This window comes from Actinomyces timonensis DSM 23838, assembly GCF_000295095.1.
GTDB lineage: Bacteria > Actinomycetota > Actinomycetes > Actinomycetales > Actinomycetaceae > Actinomyces > Actinomyces timonensis.
Genome location: NZ_JH806634.1, coordinates 400430 through 420935, shown reverse-complemented (window position 1 = coordinate 420935; position 20506 = coordinate 400430). Strand labels below are relative to the sequence as shown.

The window sequence follows — 20506 nt, the reverse complement described above, 5'->3', positions numbered from 1 at the left end:
ACAGGCAGTTCAGGGCCTCGGCCATCGCGTTGTCGTAGGAGTCCCCCCCTTGGATTCCACCGAGGCCACCGCCTGGCAGTCGTCCAGCGCGGCCCCGTAGCGCACGGCGCGGTACTGCGCACCCCGGTCGCAGTGGTCGATGAGCCCACTGAGATCCATACCATCACGTTTGCGCTGGTAGACGGCCATCTCCAGGGCGTCGAGCGCCAGATCGGTCTTGAGACTGTCACTGGTCTGCCAGCCCACGATCCGCCGCGAGAAGACGTCCATCACGAACGCCGTGCACGCCCACCCCGACAAAGCGCGGACACAGGTGATATCCGCGACCCACAAGCGGTTAGGGGCCTCGGCGCTGAAGTGGCGCTCCACGAGATCGGCGGGGCACTCCTGGCGGGGCGCCCAGATCGTGGTGCTGGGCTTCCTGGCGCGGCGCGCGCCCTGGATGCCCAGGATCCTCATCACCGGCTCGGTGGTGCACCGGGCGATATGCCCCAGACCGTGCTCGGCAGCTCGCTCGGGACGGTTGAGCATGACGTGGATCTTGCGGGCCCCGAGCCCCCTTGTTGTCCTCGATGAATCCCACGAGGTCTGCTACCGGCGGCCCGGGCTCCGCCTGGGCGAAATACGCGCTCGCCTTGCGCAGGATCTCGTTGGCCCGCCTCAGCTCGCGCACCTCGCGCTCCAGGTCCTTGATGCGCTGAGCATCGGCCGTGGTGGTCCCAGGCCGCTGCCCAGCATCGACCTGAGCGGTCCGCACCCACGTGCGCACAGCCTCGGGATGGGCCCCCAGCTCATCGGCGACCCTCTTGATCGCGCCCCTGGCGCGCTCAGGATCCGCCAGAGCCTCCCGAGCCAGCCTCGTGGCACGATCCACGAAGCCCGATCGGATACTTCCTCTGCCCCATGACAGTGATTCCTTTCCCCCTTGCATCACTGCCTCCACTAAACCCGGGGCGCAACACTCATCGACGAGTACGACGGCACCGTCGGCACAGACCACACCGGCCACGAGTTCGTCACCGTGCTCGGCGAGGGCGCCACCTTCGACTCCGCGGCGCGCTCGCTGGTCACCGATCTGCAAACCCGCGGCTTGCGCATCCTCCGACTCGTCCCAGACCTGGTCACCCGCAGCGAGATCGCCGCACGCCTCGGAGTCACGCGCCAGGCCGTGCAGGCCTGGACCTCCGGCAAGCGCCAGAGCGGCTTCCCCCAGGCAATCAACCCCGTCGCTGGAGGCGCCTGGTCCTGGCATGACGTCTGGCACTGGGCCGTTGAGCACCACTACGCCGTTGACGACGGCGCGCACTACCCCAGCCAGGCCGAGACCGACATCATCAACGTGTGGATCACCGCCGTTCACGCGCCCAGTCGGGAGCTCGCCCCTAGCGCTTGACGACGCCTGGGAGCCACCGGTCGCGGCCCGCTATCCGCCCATCTAGAGGCTGAGCGCGGAGGCCACGATGGCGGCGACCAGCATGATGAGGATGACGACGGCGCTGATCTTGCCCGCCGGGTGGCCGAAGTTGATCGTCTCCCCCACACCCACCCGCTTGGGCACGAGGAAGGACGGGTCATCCGGCCTGTAGTAGAACATCCCCAGTTTCCAGTCGGCGTCGTCGTCATGCGACTGGGCACCGGTGGCGGGCGCCGCGGCCGACTGGGACTGCGCCCTGCGCGCCCCCACCACCAGCCAGGTGACGACGACGGCCAACGCCGCCACCTCGACCCACACGATGACCGGCGGCGCGCTCAGGCGGTCGGCGCCGATCACGATCGCGCTGGCGAGGCTCGCCGCGCCGATGACGATCGCGATGCACCCCACCCCCTTCTGGACGACGGCGTACACCGCCCTGCGCGCGGCCCGCGCGGCCAGCGGACTGCCGTCAGGGGGAGCCACGGCGCGCCGCCGCGACACGGCCAGCATCATCGCCGCGAGCAGGGCGATCAAGAGGATCGGCCACCCCGAGGGCAGCAGCACCGCCAGGAGGTTGCGCGCACCCCACCCGTCGGGAGGGCCACTGACGCTCCAGTGCCGCGGATAAGGATCGGGAAGGCGGTCGAACCGGACGAGCAGCCAGAGGGGCGCGGCCACGGCCATGAGGGCCGCTACCGCGTACAGGATCCACGCCGGCCGCGGATTGCCCGTCGGCCCGCTGACTGACGCGGACGTGCGCACCGGCTGGCCGGCGTACCACTGCCCCTGCTGCTTGGCGGCAACGATGCCGCGCCTGGCGACGGCGATCACGACGATGGATCCCACAACCACGCCGAGGATCGCGGGCCCGAACACGGTGGAGGGATCACCCAGGAGCCCCGCCACGAGGCCTGCCGCGGTGAGGGCCCCCACCCCCAGGCGGAATCTACTGACCGCTCGCCTCACCGCCGGATCCGTGATGCGCTCACGGGGAACGGAGACGCCGAGGGGGACCGTGGGCCGGGACATCGACGGCACCAGCGCTATCAACGCGCCAACGCCTACCACACATGCGAGGAGGACATACCTCATGATTGCACTCCTAACTCTTCTCCTTGGTCTGGTTGTTCCCGTTCAAGGTCGTGGATCGTGGTGGTGGTCCAGGCGAGGATCTGGTCAGGCTTGGCCCCCTGCGCGCGCGCCTCGGACAGAAGGGTGACGAGGCGGCTCTGCCAGTCGGCGACGAAGGCGGCGGACGGCCCCCGCCCATCGCGGTCGCGAGCGACGAAGGTGCCCGATTTCGAGTTCGAGGCCACAAGCCCCTCGGCGCGCAGCAGGTCGTAGGCCTTGACCACTGTGGCCGGGTTGATCGCGAAGGCGCGCGCCAGCGAGCGCACCGAGGCCAGCGGGTCGCCGCGCCGCAGCTCGCCAGCCGCGATCGCCTCCACGATGCGGTCACGAATCTGCTGGTAGAGCGGTGTCGGCGACAACGGATCCAGCGCGATGTCCATCAGACCCTCCCTGTATCATCTGTACTGGTAATAATGATACAGATCGGGTCACGGCCGTCAAGGGCCCTGGCATCACGCAGGTGCTCGGATCGGGTCCGCTCAGCGCTGGGCGCGCAGGTAGCGGTCGCGGCCGGTGAGGTCCGTGCCGGTGGTGGCGCCCGTGAAGCCGGCCGCGAGCGCGGCCTCGCGCAGGGGCCTCCCCTGCCCGGCGTCGTGCTCCATGACGAGGACGCCGCCGGGGCGCAGCAACGCGGCGGCGCGGGAGACGATGGCGCGCGGAATCATCAGGCCGTCCTGTCCCCCGCCGTAGAGGGCGAGGTCAGGGTCGTGCGCCTCGGTCTCGGCGTCTTCCACCGCGCCCGCGGGCACATACGGCGGGTTGGCCACGACGACGTCGACCGTCCCATCGAGGCCGGCCAGGGTGGAGGGGTCGGTGGCGTCGGCGCGCAGGACCCTCACGCGCCCCGGGGCCAGGCACTCGCAGTTCTCGCACGCGAGGCCCGCGGCGGCAGCGTCGATCTCGACGGCGGTGACCCGCGCCGTCGGCGCCTCTGCGGCCACGGCGGCGGCGATCGCCCCCGAGCCCGCGCACAGGTCGACGACGAGGGGCGGCCTCCCCGATGCCGCGGCCGCACGCGCGGCCTCGATGGCCGCCCCCGCGACGACCTCGGTCTCGGGGCGGACGATGAACACGCCCGGCCGGCACACCAGTTCCAGTCCCCGGAACCACATGACCCCGGTGAGGTGCTGGAGCGGAACACGGGCCGCCCGCTGCTCGATCAGGCGCAGGAAAGCCCCTGCCTCTTCGGCGCTCGCGCCGTCGCACATGACGAGCGACGTCCCCACCACCTGCTCCGCCAGCACTCGGGCATCGCTCTCAGGAGACGCGACTCCTGCTTCTTTCAAAGCCTGTCCGGCCTCGCGGACCAAGCGGCGCAGGGCATATCTGTCGAGCGGATCCTGGGGGGAATCGCCCCCTACGCCCAGCCTCACTCCTGGTCCCCGACGGCGGCCAGGCGCTCTGCCTCGTCGAGGGCAATGGCGGAGTCGATGACGGGCCCCAGGTCGCCGTCGAGGACGGCGTCGAGGTTGTAGGCCTTGTAGCCGGTGCGGTGGTCGGCGATGCGGTTCTCGGGGAAGTTGTAGGTGCGGATGCGCTCGGAGCGGTCGACGGTGCGCACCTGGGAGCGGCGGGCCTCGGCGGCCTCGGCGGCGGCAGCGGCGGCGCGCTCGGCGAGCAGGCGCGAGCGCAGGACTCGCAGGGCGGCCTCCTTGTTCTGCAGCTGGGATTTCTCGTTCTGCATGGAGACGACGATGCCGGTGGGCAGGTGGGTGAGGCGCACGGCGGAGTCGGTGGTGTTGACGGACTGCCCGCCGGGCCCGGAGGAGCGGAAGACGTCGATGCGCAGGTCCGCGGGGTCGATCTCGAGCTCCCCGGGGTCGTCGGACTCGGGCATGACGAGGACGCCGGCGGCGGAGGTGTGGATGCGGCCCTGGCTCTCGGTGACGGGGACGCGCTGGACGCGGTGGACGCCGCCCTCGTACTTGAGGCGCGCCCAGACGCCGTCGGCGGGCTCGACGGCGCCGCGCGCCTTGATGGCCAGGCGCACGTCCTTGTAGCCGCCGAGGTCGGAGTCGGTGGAGTCCATGATGGAGACGCTCCAGCCCATGCGCTCGGCGTAGCGGGTGTACATGCGGGCGAGGTCGGCGGCGAAGAGCGCGGATTCCTCCCCGCCCTCCCCGGCCTTGACCTCGATGATGACGTCGCGGGCGTCGTCGGGGTCGCGGGGGACGAGGACCTGGCGCAGGCGCTCGGCGGCCTCGGCCTCGGCGGCCCCCAGGGCGGGGAGCTCGCCTGCGATCTCGGCGGCGAAGTCGGGGTCCGCGGCGGCGAGCTCGGTGGCGTCGTCGAGGTCGGCGCGGGCGGCGGCCCAGGCGCGGTGGGCGGCGACGACCTGCCCGAGCTCTGCGTAGCGCCGCCCGAGGCGGCGCATGGCGGCGGGGTCGGCGGCGGCGGGGCCGGCCATCTCGGCCTCCAGCTGGGCGTGCTCGGCGAGCAGCGGCTCGACGGCGCTGAAGTCCTCGCTCATGGTGGTCCTCTCGTGGGGCTCGGGCCAGTGGGCTGATGCGGTGGCGTCTGCCGGAATGCGACGACGCCGGCGCCGGGCTCTCGGGGAGCCGGGCGCCGGCGTCGGGCAGGATGCTTACTTCTTGCGCTTGCCGTAGCGGGCCTCGAAGCGGGCGACGCGGCCGCCGGTGTCGAGGATCTTCTGCTTGCCCGTGTAGAACGGGTGGCAGGCGGAGCACACGTCGACGCGGATCTCACCGGAGGTGACGGTCGAGCGGGTCTCGAAGGTGTTGCCACAGGTGCACGTGACCGTGGTGGCCACGTACTCGGGGTGGATGCCCTGCTTCATAGGAGTCTCCTTAGCGATCAGAGGGCCCCGGGTCCCCCGCGGGCGCGGAGGTGAACCGGATACCGGGGGCGATTATGCCGCCGCGCCTCCCGCCAGCACAACGCGAGGCCCCGTGAGTCCGGGCACCCCTTGAGAGCGGCACGTCGGAAGAGCAATGCGCGAAGGATGCGCGAGCCGTGCAGGCGCGGGCGCGAGGGGGGAAGGACCTTCGAGCGCCGCTCCCCCGCCTCACCAGGTGTCCATGTAGAAGGCGACGCGGGAGAAGTCCCCGGCAGCCAGATCCGCGGGCGTGATCCAGAAACTCGCCACCCCTCGATCCCACCACATGATGTGCTCGTCGGAGTCGACCTGGAGGAGGAGCACGGCGTCAAACTCGAGCCCGTGGTAGCCGGGCGGCTCCTGGACCTGGAGGAGGCTGGGATATCCGCCTAGGCGGTGACCCTCGCCGCTGAAGGCGCCGGAGTCGGGGAAGCCGTCGGGGTAGATGTCCCAGCAGTCGTCGTGCGAGCTGATGGGGGCGTCCGGGAACTGTCGGTTGTAGGCGGGGACGAACACCTTGTCGAAGGCGCGCAGGCTCTGGCTCATGGGCTGACTGGTCGCGGTGATCTCCAGGGCGAAGGAGCGCGGGTCGAAGAAGGGCGAGTAGTCGCCAGCGTCGCGGTCGATGGGCCGGTAACGGGTGAGGACGTCCTCGTGGGTGACGGACTCGTCGATCACCGGGAAGTGGATGACGGCGGTGTCGCAGGCGTGCAGGTCGTCGTCATTCATGCCGTAGTCGTCGTACCGGTTGATCCAGAACTGGAGCATCCCGTCGCCTGGCAGGAAGTCGTTGGCGGGTAGGTCCTCCAGGCGGAACTGGGCGAGGTGGGCGAGCTGGCCGTGGGGGCCGGTGGGCACGCCCGCCCCCGGCGGCAGGTACGGCACTCCTCCCAGTGCCGACGCCGTGTGGAACATCTTCCCCTCGCGGGCGGGCTCGTCGCCGCGCGGCAAGAACTGACGCCCTCGGCCCAGGCGGGCGCGCCGTCTCCCGCCTGGCTCGCCGAGCGATGGGCCGGTCCTCCTCTCCTTGAGGAGGACCGGCCCATCCGCTGTGCTGCGCACCCCCTGAAGCCGGGGACCGCGCCTTAGCGCGTCATTCGCCGTCGTCGGCATCCGCCAGGGAGGTGCCCGACGGCGTCGTCTTGGAGATGACCATGAGGAACTCGGCGTTGGACTGGGTGTCCTTGAGCTTGGACAGCACGAGTTCGAGGGCCTGCTGCTGCTCCAGGCCAGCGAAGAGGCGGCGCAGGCGCCACATGATCTTGAGCTGGGCCGGATCGATGAGCAGCTCCTCGCGGCGCGTGCCCGAGGCGGCCACATCCACGGCCGGGAAGATGCGCTTGTCCGCGAGCTGGCGGGAGAGCTTGAGCTCCATGTTGCCGGTGCCCTTGAACTCCTCGAAGATGACCTCGTCCATCTTCGAGCCGGTCTCCACCAGGGCGGTGGCCAGGATCGTCAGGCTCCCGCCGTTCTCCACGTTGCGCGCCGCGCCGAAGAAGCGCTTGGGCGGGTAGAGGGCCGCGGCGTCGACACCACCGGACAGGATGCGCCCGGACACGGGGGCCGCCAGGTTGTAGGCGCGGCCGAGGCGCGTGATGGAGTCCAGGAGCACGACGACGTCCTGGCCCAGCTCCACGAGGCGCTTGGCGCGCTCGATGGCGAGCTCGGCGACGATCGTGTGGTCCGAGGCGGGACGGTCGAAGGTGGAGGCGATGACCTCGCCCTTGACCGTGCGCTGCATATCGGTGACCTCCTCGGGGCGCTCGTCGACGAGCACGACCATGAGGTGGGCCTCCGGGTTGTTCACGGAGATGGCGTTGGCGATCTGCTGGAGGACGATCGTCTTACCGGCCTTGGGCGGGGAGACGATGAGCCCGCGCTGGCCCTTGCCGATCGGGGAGACGAGGTCGATGACTCGCGGGGTGACGGCCTTCGGCGTCGTCTCCAGGCGCAGCTGCTCCTGGGGGTAGAGGGGGGTCAGCTTTACGAACTCCGGACGGCGCTTCGAGCGCTCGGGGTCCATGCCGTTGATCGTCTCCACGGAGACCAGCGGGTTGTACTTCACGCGGTTGGCGCGGTTCTGCCGACGGTTCTGGCGCCCGCCGTGGCCGCCGCCGAACTGCGCGGACTCGCCGCCCTCGCGGACCCAGCCGGAGACGGCGTCGCCCGGGCGCAGGCCATACTCCTTGACCTGGGCGGCCGAGACGTAGACGTCCTTCGGGCCGGGGAGGTAGCCGGAGGTGCGCAGGTAGGCGCGATTCGGGTCGGAGGCGTCGAGGATGCCCGCCACGGGGAGCAGGACCTCGTCCTCGCGGGGGGCGCGCTGCTTGCCCTGCTGGTTGCCACGGTTGTCACGGTTATCGCCGTCGTCCTCGTAGCGGTCGCGACCGCGCTTGCGGCCACGGCGACGGCGCCCGGAGCGGCCCTCCTCCTCGCCGTCACGACCCTCCCGCTCGGAGCGGTCCTCACGGCGGCCGCGCTCGGCGGGCTCGACGGCGGCGGTGCCGGTGGCGTCGGCCAGATCGCGCATGAGCGCGGCCTTGGCGTCGAGGTGGTCCTCGGGGGAATCGGGGGCGTCGGAGGAGCGCTGGTCCCTCTCGGCGCGGCGGCGGCGGCGCGAGCCCTCCTCAGAGCGGTCGGCGCGATCCGAACGGTCGGCGCGATCCGAACGGTCGGCGCGATCCGAACGGTCGGCCCGCTCGGCGCGCTCGCGACGGGGACGGCGCTCGTCGTCGGAGCTCTGGGAGGGGGCTTCCTCGCCCCCACGCTCGGAGCGGGAGGGGAGGTCGAGCTCAAGGGAGGCGGGGGCGTCGCCCGGGGCGCCAGCGGCAGCGGTGGCGCGGCGACGGCGCGGGCGGGAGGCACCCTGCGAGGGGGCCTCGGCGGGGGCATGGGCCCGCTCGGGGGCGCTGGTGGGCTCGGGGGCGGCGCCGTCCTTGGCGCTGGGAGCGGTGGGCGCTTGCGCCGCGGGGGCTCCGCCGTCGCGGATCGCGGCGACGAGCTCGCTCTTGCGCATACGGGAGGTGCCCTTGAGGCCCATCGAGGAGGCGAGCTGCTGCAGCTCGGCCAGGCGCATTGCAGTCAGGGCGGGGGCGCTGGAAGTCTCAGTCACGAGTGTCCTCATGGTGTGGCGCGCGCGATGACTGCGCGCGGATGGGGAAGGATCCCGGATTCATTCACGGGAGAAGTGCTGCACTGCGCGGTGCCAGGGTGTTCCCTCGGTCCGGTGGTTCAGTGCTGGCGGCGGGGCTGGCTGCGTCGCCACGGGGAGGCGCTATGGCTCGGCCGCTGCACGCAGCATAGCAGGGATTGGCGCCCGCCCCCAGTGCGGGCCGCCAACACGCGGCGGGCCGCGACCGTGGGGACTCCCCGCTCCCGCGCCCTCGGCCCGCACAAACTGTCTCACCCCGCTCCCGCGGTCTCATCCTCGCAGTTTGAGGGCGCAAGAGCGGGGCGGGGGAGCTCAGGCCGCGGGGCCGGCGCCGCCCGCGTCTCCCCCACCGCGCGAGGCCTCCCCGCCGCGCGGCCGCCCCGGCAGGAGGTCGGTCATCGGGGTGAAATCGGCGAGCGCGTCCACCGGGGCCTGACGGCTCAGGCGCGTCATGAGCTCGGCGAGCTCAGCGCCCGCCCGGGCGACCCGGTCGGCCAGGGGCGCCTCGCGGTGGGCGCCGTCGCCGTCGGAGCCCTCGGCCCACGCGGCGCCGAAGTCCTCGCTGGCGGCGAAGACCGCGAGCGTCGTCGGGCGCGCCTTGAGGTAGGTGAACAGGGGCCGCAGAGCCATCTCGGTGACGAGGCTGTGGCGCGCCGTGCCGGCCGTGGCGCCCATGAGCACGGGGGCGTCGCGCAGGGCGCCGTCGGGGATGACGTCGAAGAACCCCTTAAACAGGCCCGTGTAGGAGCCCTGGAAGACGGGGCTGACCGCGATGACGCCGTCGGCGCTGGACAGCGAGTCGATGGCGGCCTGGAGGCTCTCGCCGATCGGGCCGCCGACGCCGGCCAGGGCGATCTCGGCCGCGAGCGGGCGCAGGGCGATGACCTCGGTGGTGGCCAGGCGCGCCTGCGATTCCAGGGCGGCGCGGGTGGCCTCCACGAGGCGGTCGGCGAGCATCGCGGAGGTCGACGGCGTTCCCAGGCCCGCGTGGACGGCGACGAGCCGTGGGATGCGATCCATCTGGGTGTGCTCGTAGGCGTCGGCCATCTCGCCGTAGTCCCGGCCGAGGGCCGTGCGGGGCGCGCCCTGGTCCTGCGGGATGTGGCGCTGCGGGCTCTGGTCCCGCGGGCCCAGTCTCTGCTCATCCATGTCAGATCCTCACCTTCCGGCCCGTCAGCGGGTCGAAGTCGTTGACCAGCTCGAAGGGCTCCTCGGCCGGGGGCTGCCCGCCGGTGAGAGTGGCCTCGTGGCGGGGGTGGAGCGGGGCGTCGGGGACGCCGTCGGGGCGCGAGCCCTCGAGCTCGGCGCGCAGGGCGGGGACGATCTGGGTTCCCAGGATCTCGAGCTGCTCCATGACCACCGAGTGCGGGGCGCCCCCGGCGTCGATGAGGAAGCCCTGGCGCTGGTAGTCGCCGACGGCGTCGCGGTAGGTGAGGTAGCGCTCGACGATCTGCTCGGGCGTGCCGACCGTCAGCGGCGTGTGGGCGGTCATGTCCTCCAAGGAGGCGCCCTGGTAGACGTAGCTGGAGCGGAAGTAGGGGGTGTAGCGCTCGACGGCCTTGGCCTCGGACTCCGCGGCGAAGAACTGGCCGCCGAGCCCGACGATCGCGTGCTCGGCCTTGCCGTGGCCGTAGTGCTCGAAGCGCTGGCGGTAGAGATCGACCATCCGCTTGGTGTGGTCGAGGGGCCAGAAGATGTTGTTGTGGAAGTAGCCGTCGCCGTAGTAGGCGGCCTGCTCGGCGATCTGGGGCGAGCGGATGGAGCCGTGCCAGACGAAGGGGGCGGCGCCGTCGAGAGGGCGGGGCATGGAGGTGAAGTCCGTCAGGGGCGTGCGGAACTCGCCCTCCCAGTCCACGTTGGTCTCGCGCCACAAGCGGCGCAGGAGGTCGTAGTTCTCGACGGCGAGCGAGATGCCCTTGCGGATGTCCTTGCCGAACCAGGGGTAGACGGGGCCGGTGTTGCCCCGCCCCATCATGAGGTCGACGCGGCCGTCGGCGACGTGCTGGAGGTAGGCGTACTCCTCGGCCAGACGGACCGGGTCGTTGGTGGTGATGAGGGTGGTGGCGGTGGACAGCAGGAGGCGGGAGGTGCGCGCGGCGATGGTGCCCAGCAGCGTCACCGGGGAGGAGGGGACGAAGGGCGGATTGTGGTGCTCGCCGGTGCCGAAGAAGTCGAGGCCGAGCTGCTCAGCGGCCACGGCCATCTCGATCGTGTTCTTGATGCGCTCGTGCTCGCTGGGGGCGCGGCCGGTGGCGGGGTCGGCGACGATGTCCCCGACGGTGAAGATGCCGAAGTGCATCCGGTTGCGGGGCGCGGGGGCCTGGGGTGTGGGGGCATTGGAGGCGGGGGCCTGGGCCGGAGAGGCGGGGGCCTGGCTGCCGGCGGCGGTTGTGGCGGGCGCCGCGCCCGGGGTGGTCTGCGCGCTGCTCATGGCGCTGTCCTTTCGTGGCTCTCACGCCTGTGCGTGATGCCCCGACTCTAACCGATTTAGTTGATGATGCAACTATCTGTGTGTGGCTCGTCGATCACAGCCCGGAAGAGCGCGCGCGAACCGGTCTCGCGGTGCTGTTCGCCCGGTTTCGCGGTGCTGTTCGCCCGGTCTCGGTCACAGGAGGCGGGCGCCCTCGGTGTCGATGCCGGGGATGAGGACCTGCCAGCCGTGCTGCTCCAGGGTGAAGCGGGTCTGGTCGGCCAGGCGCGCCAGCACGAGGACGGTGGGGCCGGCCCCGGAGATGACCGCCGGGTAGCCCTGCTCGCGCAGGGAGTCCATGACGGCCATGGACCCGGGCAGGACATCGCGGCGGTACTCCTGGTGGAGGCGGTCCTCGGTGCCGGCCATGAGCAGGTCGGGGCGCCCGGCGAGCGCGAGCATGAGGACGGCGGCCCGGGAGGTGTTGAACAGGGCGTCGGCGCGGGGCACGGCGTCGGGCAGGACGCGGCGGGCCTCCTCGGTGGACAGGCGCGTGGCCGGGGGCGGCACGAGGATCGTCACGGGCAGGGAGCCGTCCACGGGCATGGGGGCGGAGCGGGGGGTGCCGTCAGCTTCGATCCAGGCGACGGTGGCGCCGCCGTAGACGGCGGGGGCGACGTTGTCGGGATGCCCCTCGAAGCTGGTGGCCAGGGAGAAGACGGCGTCCAGGGGCAGGGCCCCGGGATCGGAGAGCAGGCCCCGGGCGAGCATGAGGCCGGCGACGGCGGCGCTGGCCGACGAGCCGAGCCCCCCGCCGTGGGGGATGCGGTTGACGCAGCGCATCTCGAAGCCGGCCTGGGGGGCGCCCGCGGCATCGAGCCCGGCCCGGAGCGCCCGCACGACGAGGTTGTCATCATCGGTGGGGACGACGCCCTGCCCCACGCCCTCGACGATGACGCTCGTCTCGCCGATGATGGGGCGGACGCTGACCTCGTCGTAGAAGCGGAAGGCCATGCCGAAGGAGTCGAAGCCGGGCCCCATGTTGGCGGTGGTGGCGGGGACGCGGACGCGCGCCTCCTCGTGGGCGATGCGCATGGTCACTCCCCCTCGACGCGCAGGACGGAGACGACCTCGCGGACCTGGTCCATGCCGCGCAGCGCGTCGACGGCCTGGTCGAGGTGGAGGACCGCGGCGGGGTGGGTGACGACCGTGACGAGGGGCTCGGCGTCGTCGGAGACGTAGGAGGCCTGGCGCACGGAGTTGATGGAGATGCCGTGGTCGGCCATGGCCTGCATGATCGCGGCGAGCGTGCCGGGGGCGTCGACAGCGCGCAACTGGATCTGGTAGCGGGTGAGCGCTGACTCGGGGCCGAGGATCGGCAGGTCGGCGTAGGCGAGCTCGCGGGGGGCCTCTCCCCCGCCGACGCGGTGGAAGGCGGCGGCGACGACGTCGGAGAGGACGGCGGAGGCGGTGGGGGCGCCGCCCGCGCCCTGCCCGTAGAACATGAGGCGGCCGGCGGACTCGGCCTCGACGAGCACGGCGTTGAAGGCGCCGTGGACGGAGGCCAGGGGGTGGGCCTCGGGGACGAGGGCGGGGTGGACGCGCACGGAGACGCCGTTGGCGTGGTCGTCCTCGCGGCGCTGGGCGACGGCCAGGAGCTTGATGACGCACCCGGAGGCGTGGGCCTCGCGGATGTCGTCGGCGGTGATGGAGCGGATGCCGGTGACGTCGACGTCGTCGATGCCCACCCTCGTGTGGAAGGCGAGGGAGGCGATGATGGCGCATTTGGCGGCGGCGTCCAGGCCGTCGACGTCGGCGGTGGGGTCGGCCTCGGCGTATCCGAGGGCCTGGGCGGCGGCGAGGGCCTCCTCGAAGCCGAGGCCCTTGGTGCTCATCTCGTCGAGGATGTAGTTGGTGGTGCCGTTGACGATGCCGAGCACGGAGGTGACGCGGTCCCCGGCCATGGACTCGCGCAGGGCGTAGACCACGGGGATGGCGCCGGCGACGGCGGCCTCGTAGTAGAAGTCGGTGCCGGCGGCCGCGGCGGCGGCGTAGAGCTCAGGGCCGTGGGCGGCGATGAGGGCCTTGTTCCCGGTGACGACGGAGGCGCCGGCCTTGAAGGCTGCCAGGATGAGGGTGCGGGCGGGCTCGATGCCACCGATGAGCTCGATGACGAGGTCGTTGCCGGTGGCGACGGCGGTGGCGTCGTCGGTGAGGAGCTCGCGGGGGAAGTCGGTGTCGCGCGGGGCGCCCACGTCGCGCACGGCGACGCCGGTGATCTCCAGGCGGGCGCCGGAGCGGGCGGCGAAGTCGTCAGCCTGCTCGCCAAGGAGGCGGATGACCTGGCTGCCGACGGTGCCGGCGCCGAGGACGCCGACGGTGAGGGCGCGCGGTGCGGGCCGCTGGGGGTTCTCAGTCACGTCTGACCACCTGGTTCTCGGGGGCGCGGGGCGGGGGCGCGGCGTCGGGTGCCCTCAGGGCGCGGTTCGCCCGGGCGATGGGCCGTTGGCGGCCCGGATCCGACGCGAGCCGGTCCCGCCCAGCATAGGGGTCCCGGGCCCGCGCCGCAGGGCTCATCTCACGCGGCGGGGCGGGGCGCTCCTCGCCCCCAGGAGGCGGCGGAAGGAGGGCAGGGCCCTGGTGAGGGAGGCGAGGAGACCGACCGCGTCGTAGGGCCGAAGATCATCGGCGCGGTGCGCGGCAGGAGGCTCCATCTCCATTGATGACAGTGCGGCGCTCATAGCAGGAAGCCTATGGCTCACCTCACATCTCGCGCATACGCCGGTCGGCCGATCCTCCCGCGTGCCACGCTCATCCTCCAGGAGGATGCGCGCCCGGGCGCCATGTCCCTCATCCTCCGGCGGGCGCCGCCCCGACCGGGTCCCGTCGCAGGCGCCTCACCGCCCCCGGCGACGGCGCAGGGCGAGAACAGCGACGACCATGATGACGGCGGACCCCGTCACGATGCAGGCCAGGAGAGTGAAGCTCGAGGAGTAGGCATGGATGCGGGAGGCGTCGGCGAGACCGGCCGTCAGGCGCGCGATGATGGCCTGGCCCTGCGGGGAGTCCGGGGTCGCGCCCGCCTCCATGAGCTCGCGAACGCCGGTGGCGCGCACGGCGTCGGCATGACTGGCGGCATAGTCATGCCCAGTGCGCGAGGCGTAGGTGGTCAGCAGCGCGACGCCGAAGGAGCCGCCGATCTGCTGGGCGGCGCTGAGCAGCGCCGAGGCCAGGCCGATATGGCGCTCGGGCACCCGGTGCGTGCCGGCGTTGAAGGTGACGGGGTTGACCAGGCCCATGCCGATACCGAAGACGATCGTGCCGGGCAGGGCGATGCTCACGAAGGAGGAGTCCACGGCGACGCGGGACAGGATGATGAACGAGACCGCCTGCACCGCGAACCCGAGCGGGATCATGCCGCCCGCCCCCAGTCGCGGCACGAGGAACTGCCCGGCCATCACGGCTGTGATGATGAGCGCGGCGCTCAGCGGCAGGAAGGCCAGGCCGGCCGTGACCGGCGAGTAGCCGAGGTGCTGCTGGACGTAGTAGGTCAGGGCGATGAAGGAGCCCATCTGGGCAGCGCCCATGATGAACTGGGAGGCGTAGGCACCCGCCCGCGTGGCGTCGGAGGGCAGCCACAGCGGCAGGACAGGGCTGGCCGCCAGGCGCTCGCGCGCGATGAAGGCGACGGCGAGGACCGCTCCCGCCACGAGCCAGGCGATGGTGGCGGTGGTGCGCCATCCGCCCTGCTCGGCGCGGTCGAGGCCGAAGACGACGCTGAAGCAGGCCCCGCAGCCCAGGAGGAGGCCGACGTGATCATCGCCCACGCGTCCGACGCCGTCGCCCTTGCCGCGCGCTGGCAGGTGGCGGCTGCCGACGAGCAGGGAGCAGGCGACGATGCCGACATTGATGTAGAGGGACCATCGCCAGGAGAGCCAGTCCGTCAGGGCGCCGCCGATGAGCAGGCCGGCGGCCGCGCCGAGACCCGCGGTGGCCCCGAAGACGCCGAAGATGCGGTCGCGCTCGCGCTTCTCGATGAAGACCGCGTTGACGAGGGCGAGGTTCGTGGGCGCGAGGAGAGCGGCGAACATGCCTTGGAGGGCGCGCGCCGTCACGAGGACCGCGAAGGAGGGGGCCAGACCCGCGGCGAGGCTCGCTGCGGCGAATCCGAGCTGCCCGATGCGGTAGGAGCGCCGCATCCCCAGGAGGACGGTGAGCCGGCCGCCGAACAGCACGAGTCCGCCGAAGGCGAGGCTGTAGGCGGTGACCACCCAGGAGCGCTGGGCGTCGGTGATGCCCAGGTCCGCCTGGAGGTGCGGCAGGGCGATGACGACGATCGTCATGTCGAGGACGATCATGAGCTGGGTGAGGACGAGGCTGAGGACGATGCGGCGCCGGCTGCCTCGACCAGTAGCCGTCACCTCTGGGGCAGTCGCGGCTTGGGACATGGGAGAACCTCCATGACAAAACAATTGTTTCCATTTACGGTCGCAGCCTAGGATCACCTGCGCGACGAGTCAACAACGTTCATTTCGTTTTAAGCGTGACCAGGGTCGTGACCCGTATCCTCGGCTCATGCCACGAGTCACGGAGGCCCACCGGGAGCGCCAGCGGGAGCGGATCTTGCGCGCGGCGGCGCGCTGCTTCGCCCGCAAGGGCTTCCACGCCACAGCGATGGACGAGGTCATCACCGAGGCGGGGATGTCGTCATCGACGGTCTACCGCTACTTCCCCCAGGGCAAGCAGTCGATCATCGACGCCGTCTCCGACAGGCGCATGTTGCCCATCATCGCCCGCATCAAGGCCCTGGCCGAGTTGGACGAGCCGCCCGGCCTCGAGGAGGCCTTCATCGACGCGCTCGAGAGCCTGTGGGTCTCCGAGCAGCCGGCCTCCTCCCAGCAGGGGCACGAGGAGGACGACGACGTCGCCTGGCCGTTCATCACCGTCGCGATCTGGGGGGACCTGGCGCGCGACCCGGAGCTCCAGGCGCGCTCGAACCGGCGCTACCACGAGATGCGCGGGATGCTCACCCGCCTGTGCCGCAGGTGGCAGGACCTGGGCGCCCTCACTGATGAGATCACGGCCGAGCAGATCGCCGCGCTCATCCAGTCCACGTCCTTCGGGCTCATGATCGAGTTCGTCTCCACCGGCAGCTCCGACGTCGTCAGCGCCGCTGCGGCATTGTCGAAGATGCTCGCGCCCAGGACCAAGAGCGGCTCCTGAGCCCCGCCTCTAGACTGGGAGGATGGCTGAGCAGCGCGACGACGCCCGCTTGCGCGCATGGAAGCGCGCCACGGACTGGCCCCTGACCGGGCTAGCCGTGGTGTTCCTCGCCGCCTTCGCCTGGGAGGTCCTGGGACGGCTTCACGGCGCCGCGCGCGTGGCCGCTGAGACGACGATGGACCTCATCTGGCTGGCCTTCGCCATCGACTACGTCGTCAGCCTCATCCTCGCACCGAGGCGCCTGCGATGGTTCGCCACCCACCTGCTCGACCTCGCCGCCGTCGCCCTGCCGCTGCTGCGCCCCCTGCGCCTGTTGCGGCTCATCGCGCTCATCCGCGTCATCCAGCAGGGCACGGGCAGCGCCCTGCGCGGGAGGATCACGAGCTACGCCGTGGGGGCGGTGGGTCTGCTCACCCTCGTGGCAGCCCTGGCGGTGCTCGACGTCGAGCGTGACGCGGAGGGGGCGACCATCACGACCTTCGGCAACGCGGTGTGGTGGTCGCTCGCCACCATCACGACGGTCGGCTACGGGGACCTCGCGCCCGTGACGACGACCGGCCGCTGGGTCGCGGGCCTCCTCATGGTCGGAGGGATCGCGCTCATCGGCATCGTCACGGCGACCCTGGCCTCCTGGATCGTCTCGCTCGTGGCTGAGGAGACCGAGGAGCAGGAGGCCGCCACCCGCGAGCAGGTCGAGGCGCTGCACCGGGAGGTCGCCCGTCTCACGGCGAGGCTCGACCTCCTCACCCAGCAGGGCCAGGCGGGAGCGCCGGGGCAGGATCGCGAGCGCTCATAGCCGCCCGGCAGGCGCCTCGTAGCCGTCTCCGCCCGGGGCGCCTGGCAGCCGGCGCCGGCCCGGTCTCAGCCCTCCAGGCGCAGGAGGTCCTCGACGGTCTCGGGGCGCAGCACCCATCCCTGCTCGCCATCGCGAACCCAGGCCACGCCCGGGCGGGTGAACAGGTTGTAGTTCATGGCCATCGAGCGCCCGTACGCGCCGGTGGCGGGCACGGCCAGCACGTCGCCGATCGCCAGGTCCGCGGGCAGGTCCACGTCGCGCACGACAATGTCCCCGCTCTCGCAGTGCTTGCCGACCATGCGCGCACGCGTGAGCCCGACGGCCGGATCGGGTCGGCGATTCGCCACAAGCGCCGTGTAGTCGGCGCCGTAGAGGGCCGGGCGCAGGTTGTCGCTCATGCCGCCGTCGATGCTCACGTAGAGGCGGCTCGTCCCCTCCCCCAGCTCGACGCGCTTGAGGCCGGTCACGGTGTAGAGGGTCACCTGCGCGGGGCCGGCGATCGAACGGCCGGGCTCAACCGAGACATGCGGGACGGCGTCGCCGAGCTCAGCGCATAGGCGGCGCACCACACCGGCCAGGGCGCGGGCGAGGAGCGTCGGCGAGGGCGCGGGGGCGTCAGCGCCGGTGTAGGCGATGCCGAGCCCGCCCCCCAGATCGATCTCCTCGCACAGCACCCCGGTGTCGGCCGCGACCTCGTGGCGCAGGCGCAGGACGGCCTCGGCGGCAGCCTCGAAGCCCGCGGGGTCGGTGATCTGGGAGCCGATGTGGGAGTGCAGGCCGCGCAGCTCGAGCTCGGGCGCGGCGATGATCGCGTCGATGGCGGCGCGGGCGGCGCCGGTGTGGATGGACAGGCCGAACTTCTGGTCCTCGTGGGCCGTGGAGATGAACTCGTGCCCGCCGGCGTGGATGCCGGTGGTCAGGCGCACCATGAGACCGGCGCGCTCGTCGGGGTCGTAGATGCCCTCGGCGCGCAGGTGGCGCACGGCCTCGGCCGCGTAGGCGATCTCCTCCGGGGAGTCGACGACGACGTGCCCGAGGCGGTGCTGGAGGGCGACGGCGACCTCGGCGGCGGTCTTGCCGTTGCCGTGCAGGCCCAGGCGCGAGGGCGGGAAGGTCTCGGCGCCATCCCCCTCCCCCCGCAGGGCCGCGAGGCCGACGGCGAGCTCGACGCGCGAGGCGGTGTCGATCCCGAGGCCGTCGGTGAGCATCCAGCGGGCCACGCGGGTGGTGAGGAAGGCCTTGCCGGCGTAGAAGGCGCCGCCGCCGTTCATGCCGTAGTCGGGCCAGAACTCCTCGGCCATGGCGGTGGCCCACACGGTGGCCCGCCCGCGCATGTCGGCCTCATCGAGGACGTAGACGGGGGTGGGGGCCTCGGCGAGGATCTCGGAGACGGCGCGCCCGCCGATGACGAGCTGGCCGTCGTCGCCGCGATGGGCGGTGGTCGGCCACAGGTCGGGGCGCGCGTCGGGCTCGGGGCAGGCGAGCGAGCCCAGGGGCGCCTCGCCGTCGGGGACGCGTGCCGCCTGGGCGGGGGCGCTCATCGGGGTCGTTGGAGTCGTCGAGCCCGCAGGGCTCCCAGTGCTCACAGGGCTCACATCCTCTCCGGGGCGCTGACTCCCAGCAGTCCCAGTCCGTTGGCCAGCACCTGGCTGACGGCGTCGTTGAGCCATAGCCGGGCGACGTGGCCGGGGGTGATGGCGTCGTCCCCGCGCGGGGTGACGCGGGTGGCGCCGTACCAGGTGTGGTAGGCGGCGGCCAGCGACTCCAGGTAGCGGGCCACGCGGTGCTGCTCGCGCAGCTCGGCCGCCTGGGCGACCACCGCCGGGTACTGGGCGAGCGCGCCCAGGAGGGCGGCGTCGGCGGGATCGTCGAGGGCGGCGGGATCGAGGCCGGCCTCGCGGGTCACCCCGTGCTCGGCGGCGTTGCGGGCCACGTTGCGGGTGCGGGCGTGGGCGTACTGGACGTAGTAGACGGGGTTGTCGTTGGTGGAGGAGGCCAGCAGGTCCAGGTCGATGTCGATCATCGAGTCCATGGAGGAGCGGGTCAGGGCGTAGCGGGCGGCGTCCACGCCGACGGCGTCGACGAGGTCCTCCAGGGTGACGATCGTGCCGGCGCGCTTGGACATGCGCACGGGCTGGCCGTTGCTCACGAGATTGACGAGCTGGCCGATGAGGATCTGCATATTGACCTGGGGGGTGTCCCCGAAGGCCGCGCACATGGCCATCATGCGGCCGATGTAGCCGTGGTGGTCCGCGCCGAGCAGGTAGATGGCGCAGTCGGCGCCGCGCTCGCGCTTGTCGAGGTAGTAGGCGAGGTCCGCGGCGAAGTAGGCGGCGTTGCCGTCGGACTTGATGAGGACGCGGTCCTTGTCATCCCCGAAGTCGGTGGTGCGCAGCCAGACGGCGCCCTCGTGGTCGTAGATGACGCCGCGCTCTCGCAGGCGCTCGATCGCGCGGTCCACCGCCCCGGAGGTGTGGAGGGAGTCCTCGTGGAAGAAGACGTCGAAGTCGGAGCGGAAGGCGTGGAGCTCGGCCTTGATGGAATCGAACATGAGGTCGACGCCGCGGGCGCGGAAGACCTCGGCGGCCTCGGCGTCGGGCAGGGTGGCGGGCGCGGGGCGGCCGGCGGCTGTCTCGGCCGCGGTGACCTGCTCGGCGATCTCGGCGATGTAGGCGCCGCCGTAGCCGTCCTCGGGGGTCTCCTGGCCGCGGGCGGAGGCGAGCAGGGAGCGGGCGAAGCGGTCGATCTGGGTGCCGTGGTCGTTGAAGTAGTACTCGCGGGTGATGCCGGCGCCGCAGGCGGCGAGGATACGGGCCAGGGAGTCGCCGACGGCGGCCCAGCGGGCCCCGCCCAGGTGCACCGGGCCGGTGGGGTTGGCAGAGACGTACTCGAGGTTGATGTGCTGGCCGGCCAGGGTCTCGTTGCGGCCGTAGGCCTCGCCCGCGGTGACGATCGCGCGGGCGAGCTCGCCGGCGGAAGCGGCGTCGAGACGGATGTTGAGGAAGCCGGGACCGGCGATCTCGGCGGAGGCGACGCCGTCGAGGGCCTCGATACGGGGGGCGAGGAGCTCCGCGAGGGCACGCGGGTTGGTGCCCGCCTTCTTCGCCAACTGCATGGCGACGTTCGTGGCCCAGTCCCCGTGGTCGCGGTTGCGCGGGCGCTCGACCTTGGGAAGCCCGATGTCCTCCGGCGCCAGGGCCAGGGAGCCGTCATCGACGGCGGAGGTGAGAACGGTGCGGATTGCTGCGGCGAGCTCTTCTGGGGTCACGGCGGCAAGAGTACCGGACCTGGGCGGGGGCTCCGCGGGGGCGCCAGGTCCTGGGCAGGGGCGCGCCGGGGCGCCCCCAGCCGGGTAGACTTTAGGAGAACCGAAACTTCCCCGTCAGCACCATGGACACCCGCACTCCTCCCCCGACCGGCGCCGCGACTGGTCACGCCGACCGCCCCGCGACCGGCCCCGCCGCGGCACCGCCGCCCCGCGCCGCCGAGGGCCTCGACGCCGTCGACGCGATCGCGGCGCGCCACCAGCCCCGGCCCGCACCCCC

At 72.2% G+C, this 20506-nt stretch carries 19 protein-coding genes and 1 pseudogene; 3 read left to right on the top strand and 17 right to left on the bottom strand.

Features of this window, described 5'->3' with window-relative positions:
* Positions 1-9: 9 nt before the first annotated feature.
* Together A1QA_RS14715 and A1QA_RS16835 are read right to left on the bottom strand one after the other, a co-directional pair.
* On the bottom strand, positions 10-531 hold the full coding sequence (locus A1QA_RS14715; protein WP_051000661.1) for an IS3 family transposase: 522 nt from the start codon (positions 529-531) through the stop codon (positions 10-12).
* Between the two features lie 130 nt (positions 532-661).
* Positions 662-931: pseudogene (locus A1QA_RS16835) on the bottom strand (transposase); the annotation flags it as partial.
* A gap of 90 nt (positions 932-1021) precedes the next feature.
* On the opposite strand from A1QA_RS16835, the gene A1QA_RS16075 reads away from it, so the two are divergent.
* On the top strand, positions 1022-1393 hold the full coding sequence (locus A1QA_RS16075) for a helix-turn-helix domain-containing protein (RefSeq protein ID WP_017179184.1): 372 nt from the start codon (positions 1022-1024) through the stop codon (positions 1391-1393).
* 42 nt (positions 1394-1435) lie between these two features.
* Here A1QA_RS16075 and A1QA_RS0112155 read toward each other — a convergent pair whose 3' ends face one another.
* The 13 genes from A1QA_RS0112155 to A1QA_RS0112095 form a co-directional block, all read right to left on the bottom strand.
* Complete coding sequence (locus A1QA_RS0112155; protein WP_167320662.1) at positions 1436-2443, bottom strand: DUF5808 domain-containing protein; 1008 nt, start codon at positions 2441-2443, stop codon at positions 1436-1438.
* Between the two features lie 59 nt (positions 2444-2502).
* Positions 2503-2925: a GntR family transcriptional regulator gene (locus A1QA_RS0112150; protein WP_017179182.1), complete on the bottom strand. Its 423-nt coding sequence runs from the start codon at positions 2923-2925 to the stop codon at positions 2503-2505.
* A 99-nt stretch (positions 2926-3024) separates the two neighbouring features.
* On the bottom strand, positions 3025-3918 hold the full coding sequence (gene prmC, locus A1QA_RS0112145; RefSeq protein WP_051000659.1) for a peptide chain release factor N(5)-glutamine methyltransferase: 894 nt from the start codon (positions 3916-3918) through the stop codon (positions 3025-3027).
* A complete protein-coding gene (gene prfA / locus A1QA_RS0112140) occupies positions 3915-5015 on the bottom strand; it encodes a peptide chain release factor 1 (protein ID WP_017179180.1) in 1101 nt (366 codons plus the stop codon). Before prfA ends, prmC begins: the two co-directional genes overlap by 4 nt.
* A gap of 114 nt (positions 5016-5129) precedes the next feature.
* Complete coding sequence (gene rpmE / locus A1QA_RS0112135; protein ID WP_017179179.1) at positions 5130-5342, bottom strand: 50S ribosomal protein L31; 213 nt, start codon at positions 5340-5342, stop codon at positions 5130-5132.
* A gap of 228 nt (positions 5343-5570) precedes the next feature.
* Entirely contained in the window at positions 5571-6332 is a 762-nt protein-coding gene (locus A1QA_RS0112130; protein ID WP_167320661.1) for a YwqG family protein, read from the bottom strand.
* Between the two features lie 142 nt (positions 6333-6474).
* Positions 6475-8493: a transcription termination factor Rho gene (gene rho, locus A1QA_RS0112125; protein WP_026048922.1), complete on the bottom strand. Its 2019-nt coding sequence runs from the start codon at positions 8491-8493 to the stop codon at positions 6475-6477.
* A 351-nt stretch (positions 8494-8844) separates the two neighbouring features.
* Positions 8845-9681 carry a CE1759 family FMN reductase gene (locus A1QA_RS14705; protein WP_017179176.1) on the bottom strand — a complete coding sequence of 279 codons (837 nt, stop codon included), beginning with the start codon at positions 9679-9681 and terminating at the stop codon, positions 8845-8847.
* 1 nt (position 9682) lies between these two features.
* Positions 9683-10963, bottom strand: coding sequence for a CE1758 family FMN-dependent luciferase-like monooxygenase (locus A1QA_RS0112115; RefSeq protein WP_017179175.1), 1281 nt, complete (start codon positions 10961-10963; stop codon positions 9683-9685).
* A gap of 174 nt (positions 10964-11137) precedes the next feature.
* Complete coding sequence (gene thrB / locus A1QA_RS0112110; RefSeq protein ID WP_026048920.1) at positions 11138-12037, bottom strand: homoserine kinase; 900 nt, start codon at positions 12035-12037, stop codon at positions 11138-11140.
* Positions 12038-12039: 2 nt separating this feature from the next.
* The gene (locus A1QA_RS0112105; RefSeq protein WP_017179173.1) at positions 12040-13362 is read right to left on the bottom strand and encodes a homoserine dehydrogenase; all 1323 of its coding nucleotides are present in this window, start codon (positions 13360-13362) and stop codon (positions 12040-12042) included.
* A 153-nt stretch (positions 13363-13515) separates the two neighbouring features.
* On the bottom strand, positions 13516-13683 hold the full coding sequence (locus A1QA_RS16070) for a hypothetical protein (protein WP_154652401.1): 168 nt from the start codon (positions 13681-13683) through the stop codon (positions 13516-13518).
* A gap of 156 nt (positions 13684-13839) precedes the next feature.
* Positions 13840-15390, bottom strand: a complete 1551-nt coding sequence (locus A1QA_RS0112095; protein WP_017179171.1) for an MFS transporter — start codon at positions 15388-15390, stop codon at positions 13840-13842.
* 127 nt (positions 15391-15517) lie between these two features.
* Between A1QA_RS0112095 and A1QA_RS0112090 the strand changes: the two genes are divergently transcribed.
* Positions 15518-16165: a TetR/AcrR family transcriptional regulator gene (locus A1QA_RS0112090; RefSeq protein ID WP_017179170.1), complete on the top strand. Its 648-nt coding sequence runs from the start codon at positions 15518-15520 to the stop codon at positions 16163-16165.
* Positions 16166-16187: 22 nt separating this feature from the next.
* On the top strand, positions 16188-16961 hold the full coding sequence (locus A1QA_RS0112085; RefSeq protein ID WP_017179169.1) for a potassium channel family protein: 774 nt from the start codon (positions 16188-16190) through the stop codon (positions 16959-16961).
* A 65-nt stretch (positions 16962-17026) separates the two neighbouring features.
* Here the strand turns inward: A1QA_RS0112085 and lysA are convergent, their stop codons facing one another.
* Together lysA and argS are read right to left on the bottom strand one after the other, a co-directional pair.
* Complete coding sequence (gene lysA, locus A1QA_RS0112080; RefSeq protein WP_017179168.1) at positions 17027-18502, bottom strand: diaminopimelate decarboxylase; 1476 nt, start codon at positions 18500-18502, stop codon at positions 17027-17029.
* Positions 18503-18552: 50 nt separating this feature from the next.
* Positions 18553-20229 carry an arginine--tRNA ligase gene (gene argS / locus A1QA_RS0112075; RefSeq protein ID WP_017179167.1) on the bottom strand — a complete coding sequence of 559 codons (1677 nt, stop codon included), beginning with the start codon at positions 20227-20229 and terminating at the stop codon, positions 18553-18555.
* Between the last annotated feature and the right edge of the window lie 277 nt (positions 20230-20506).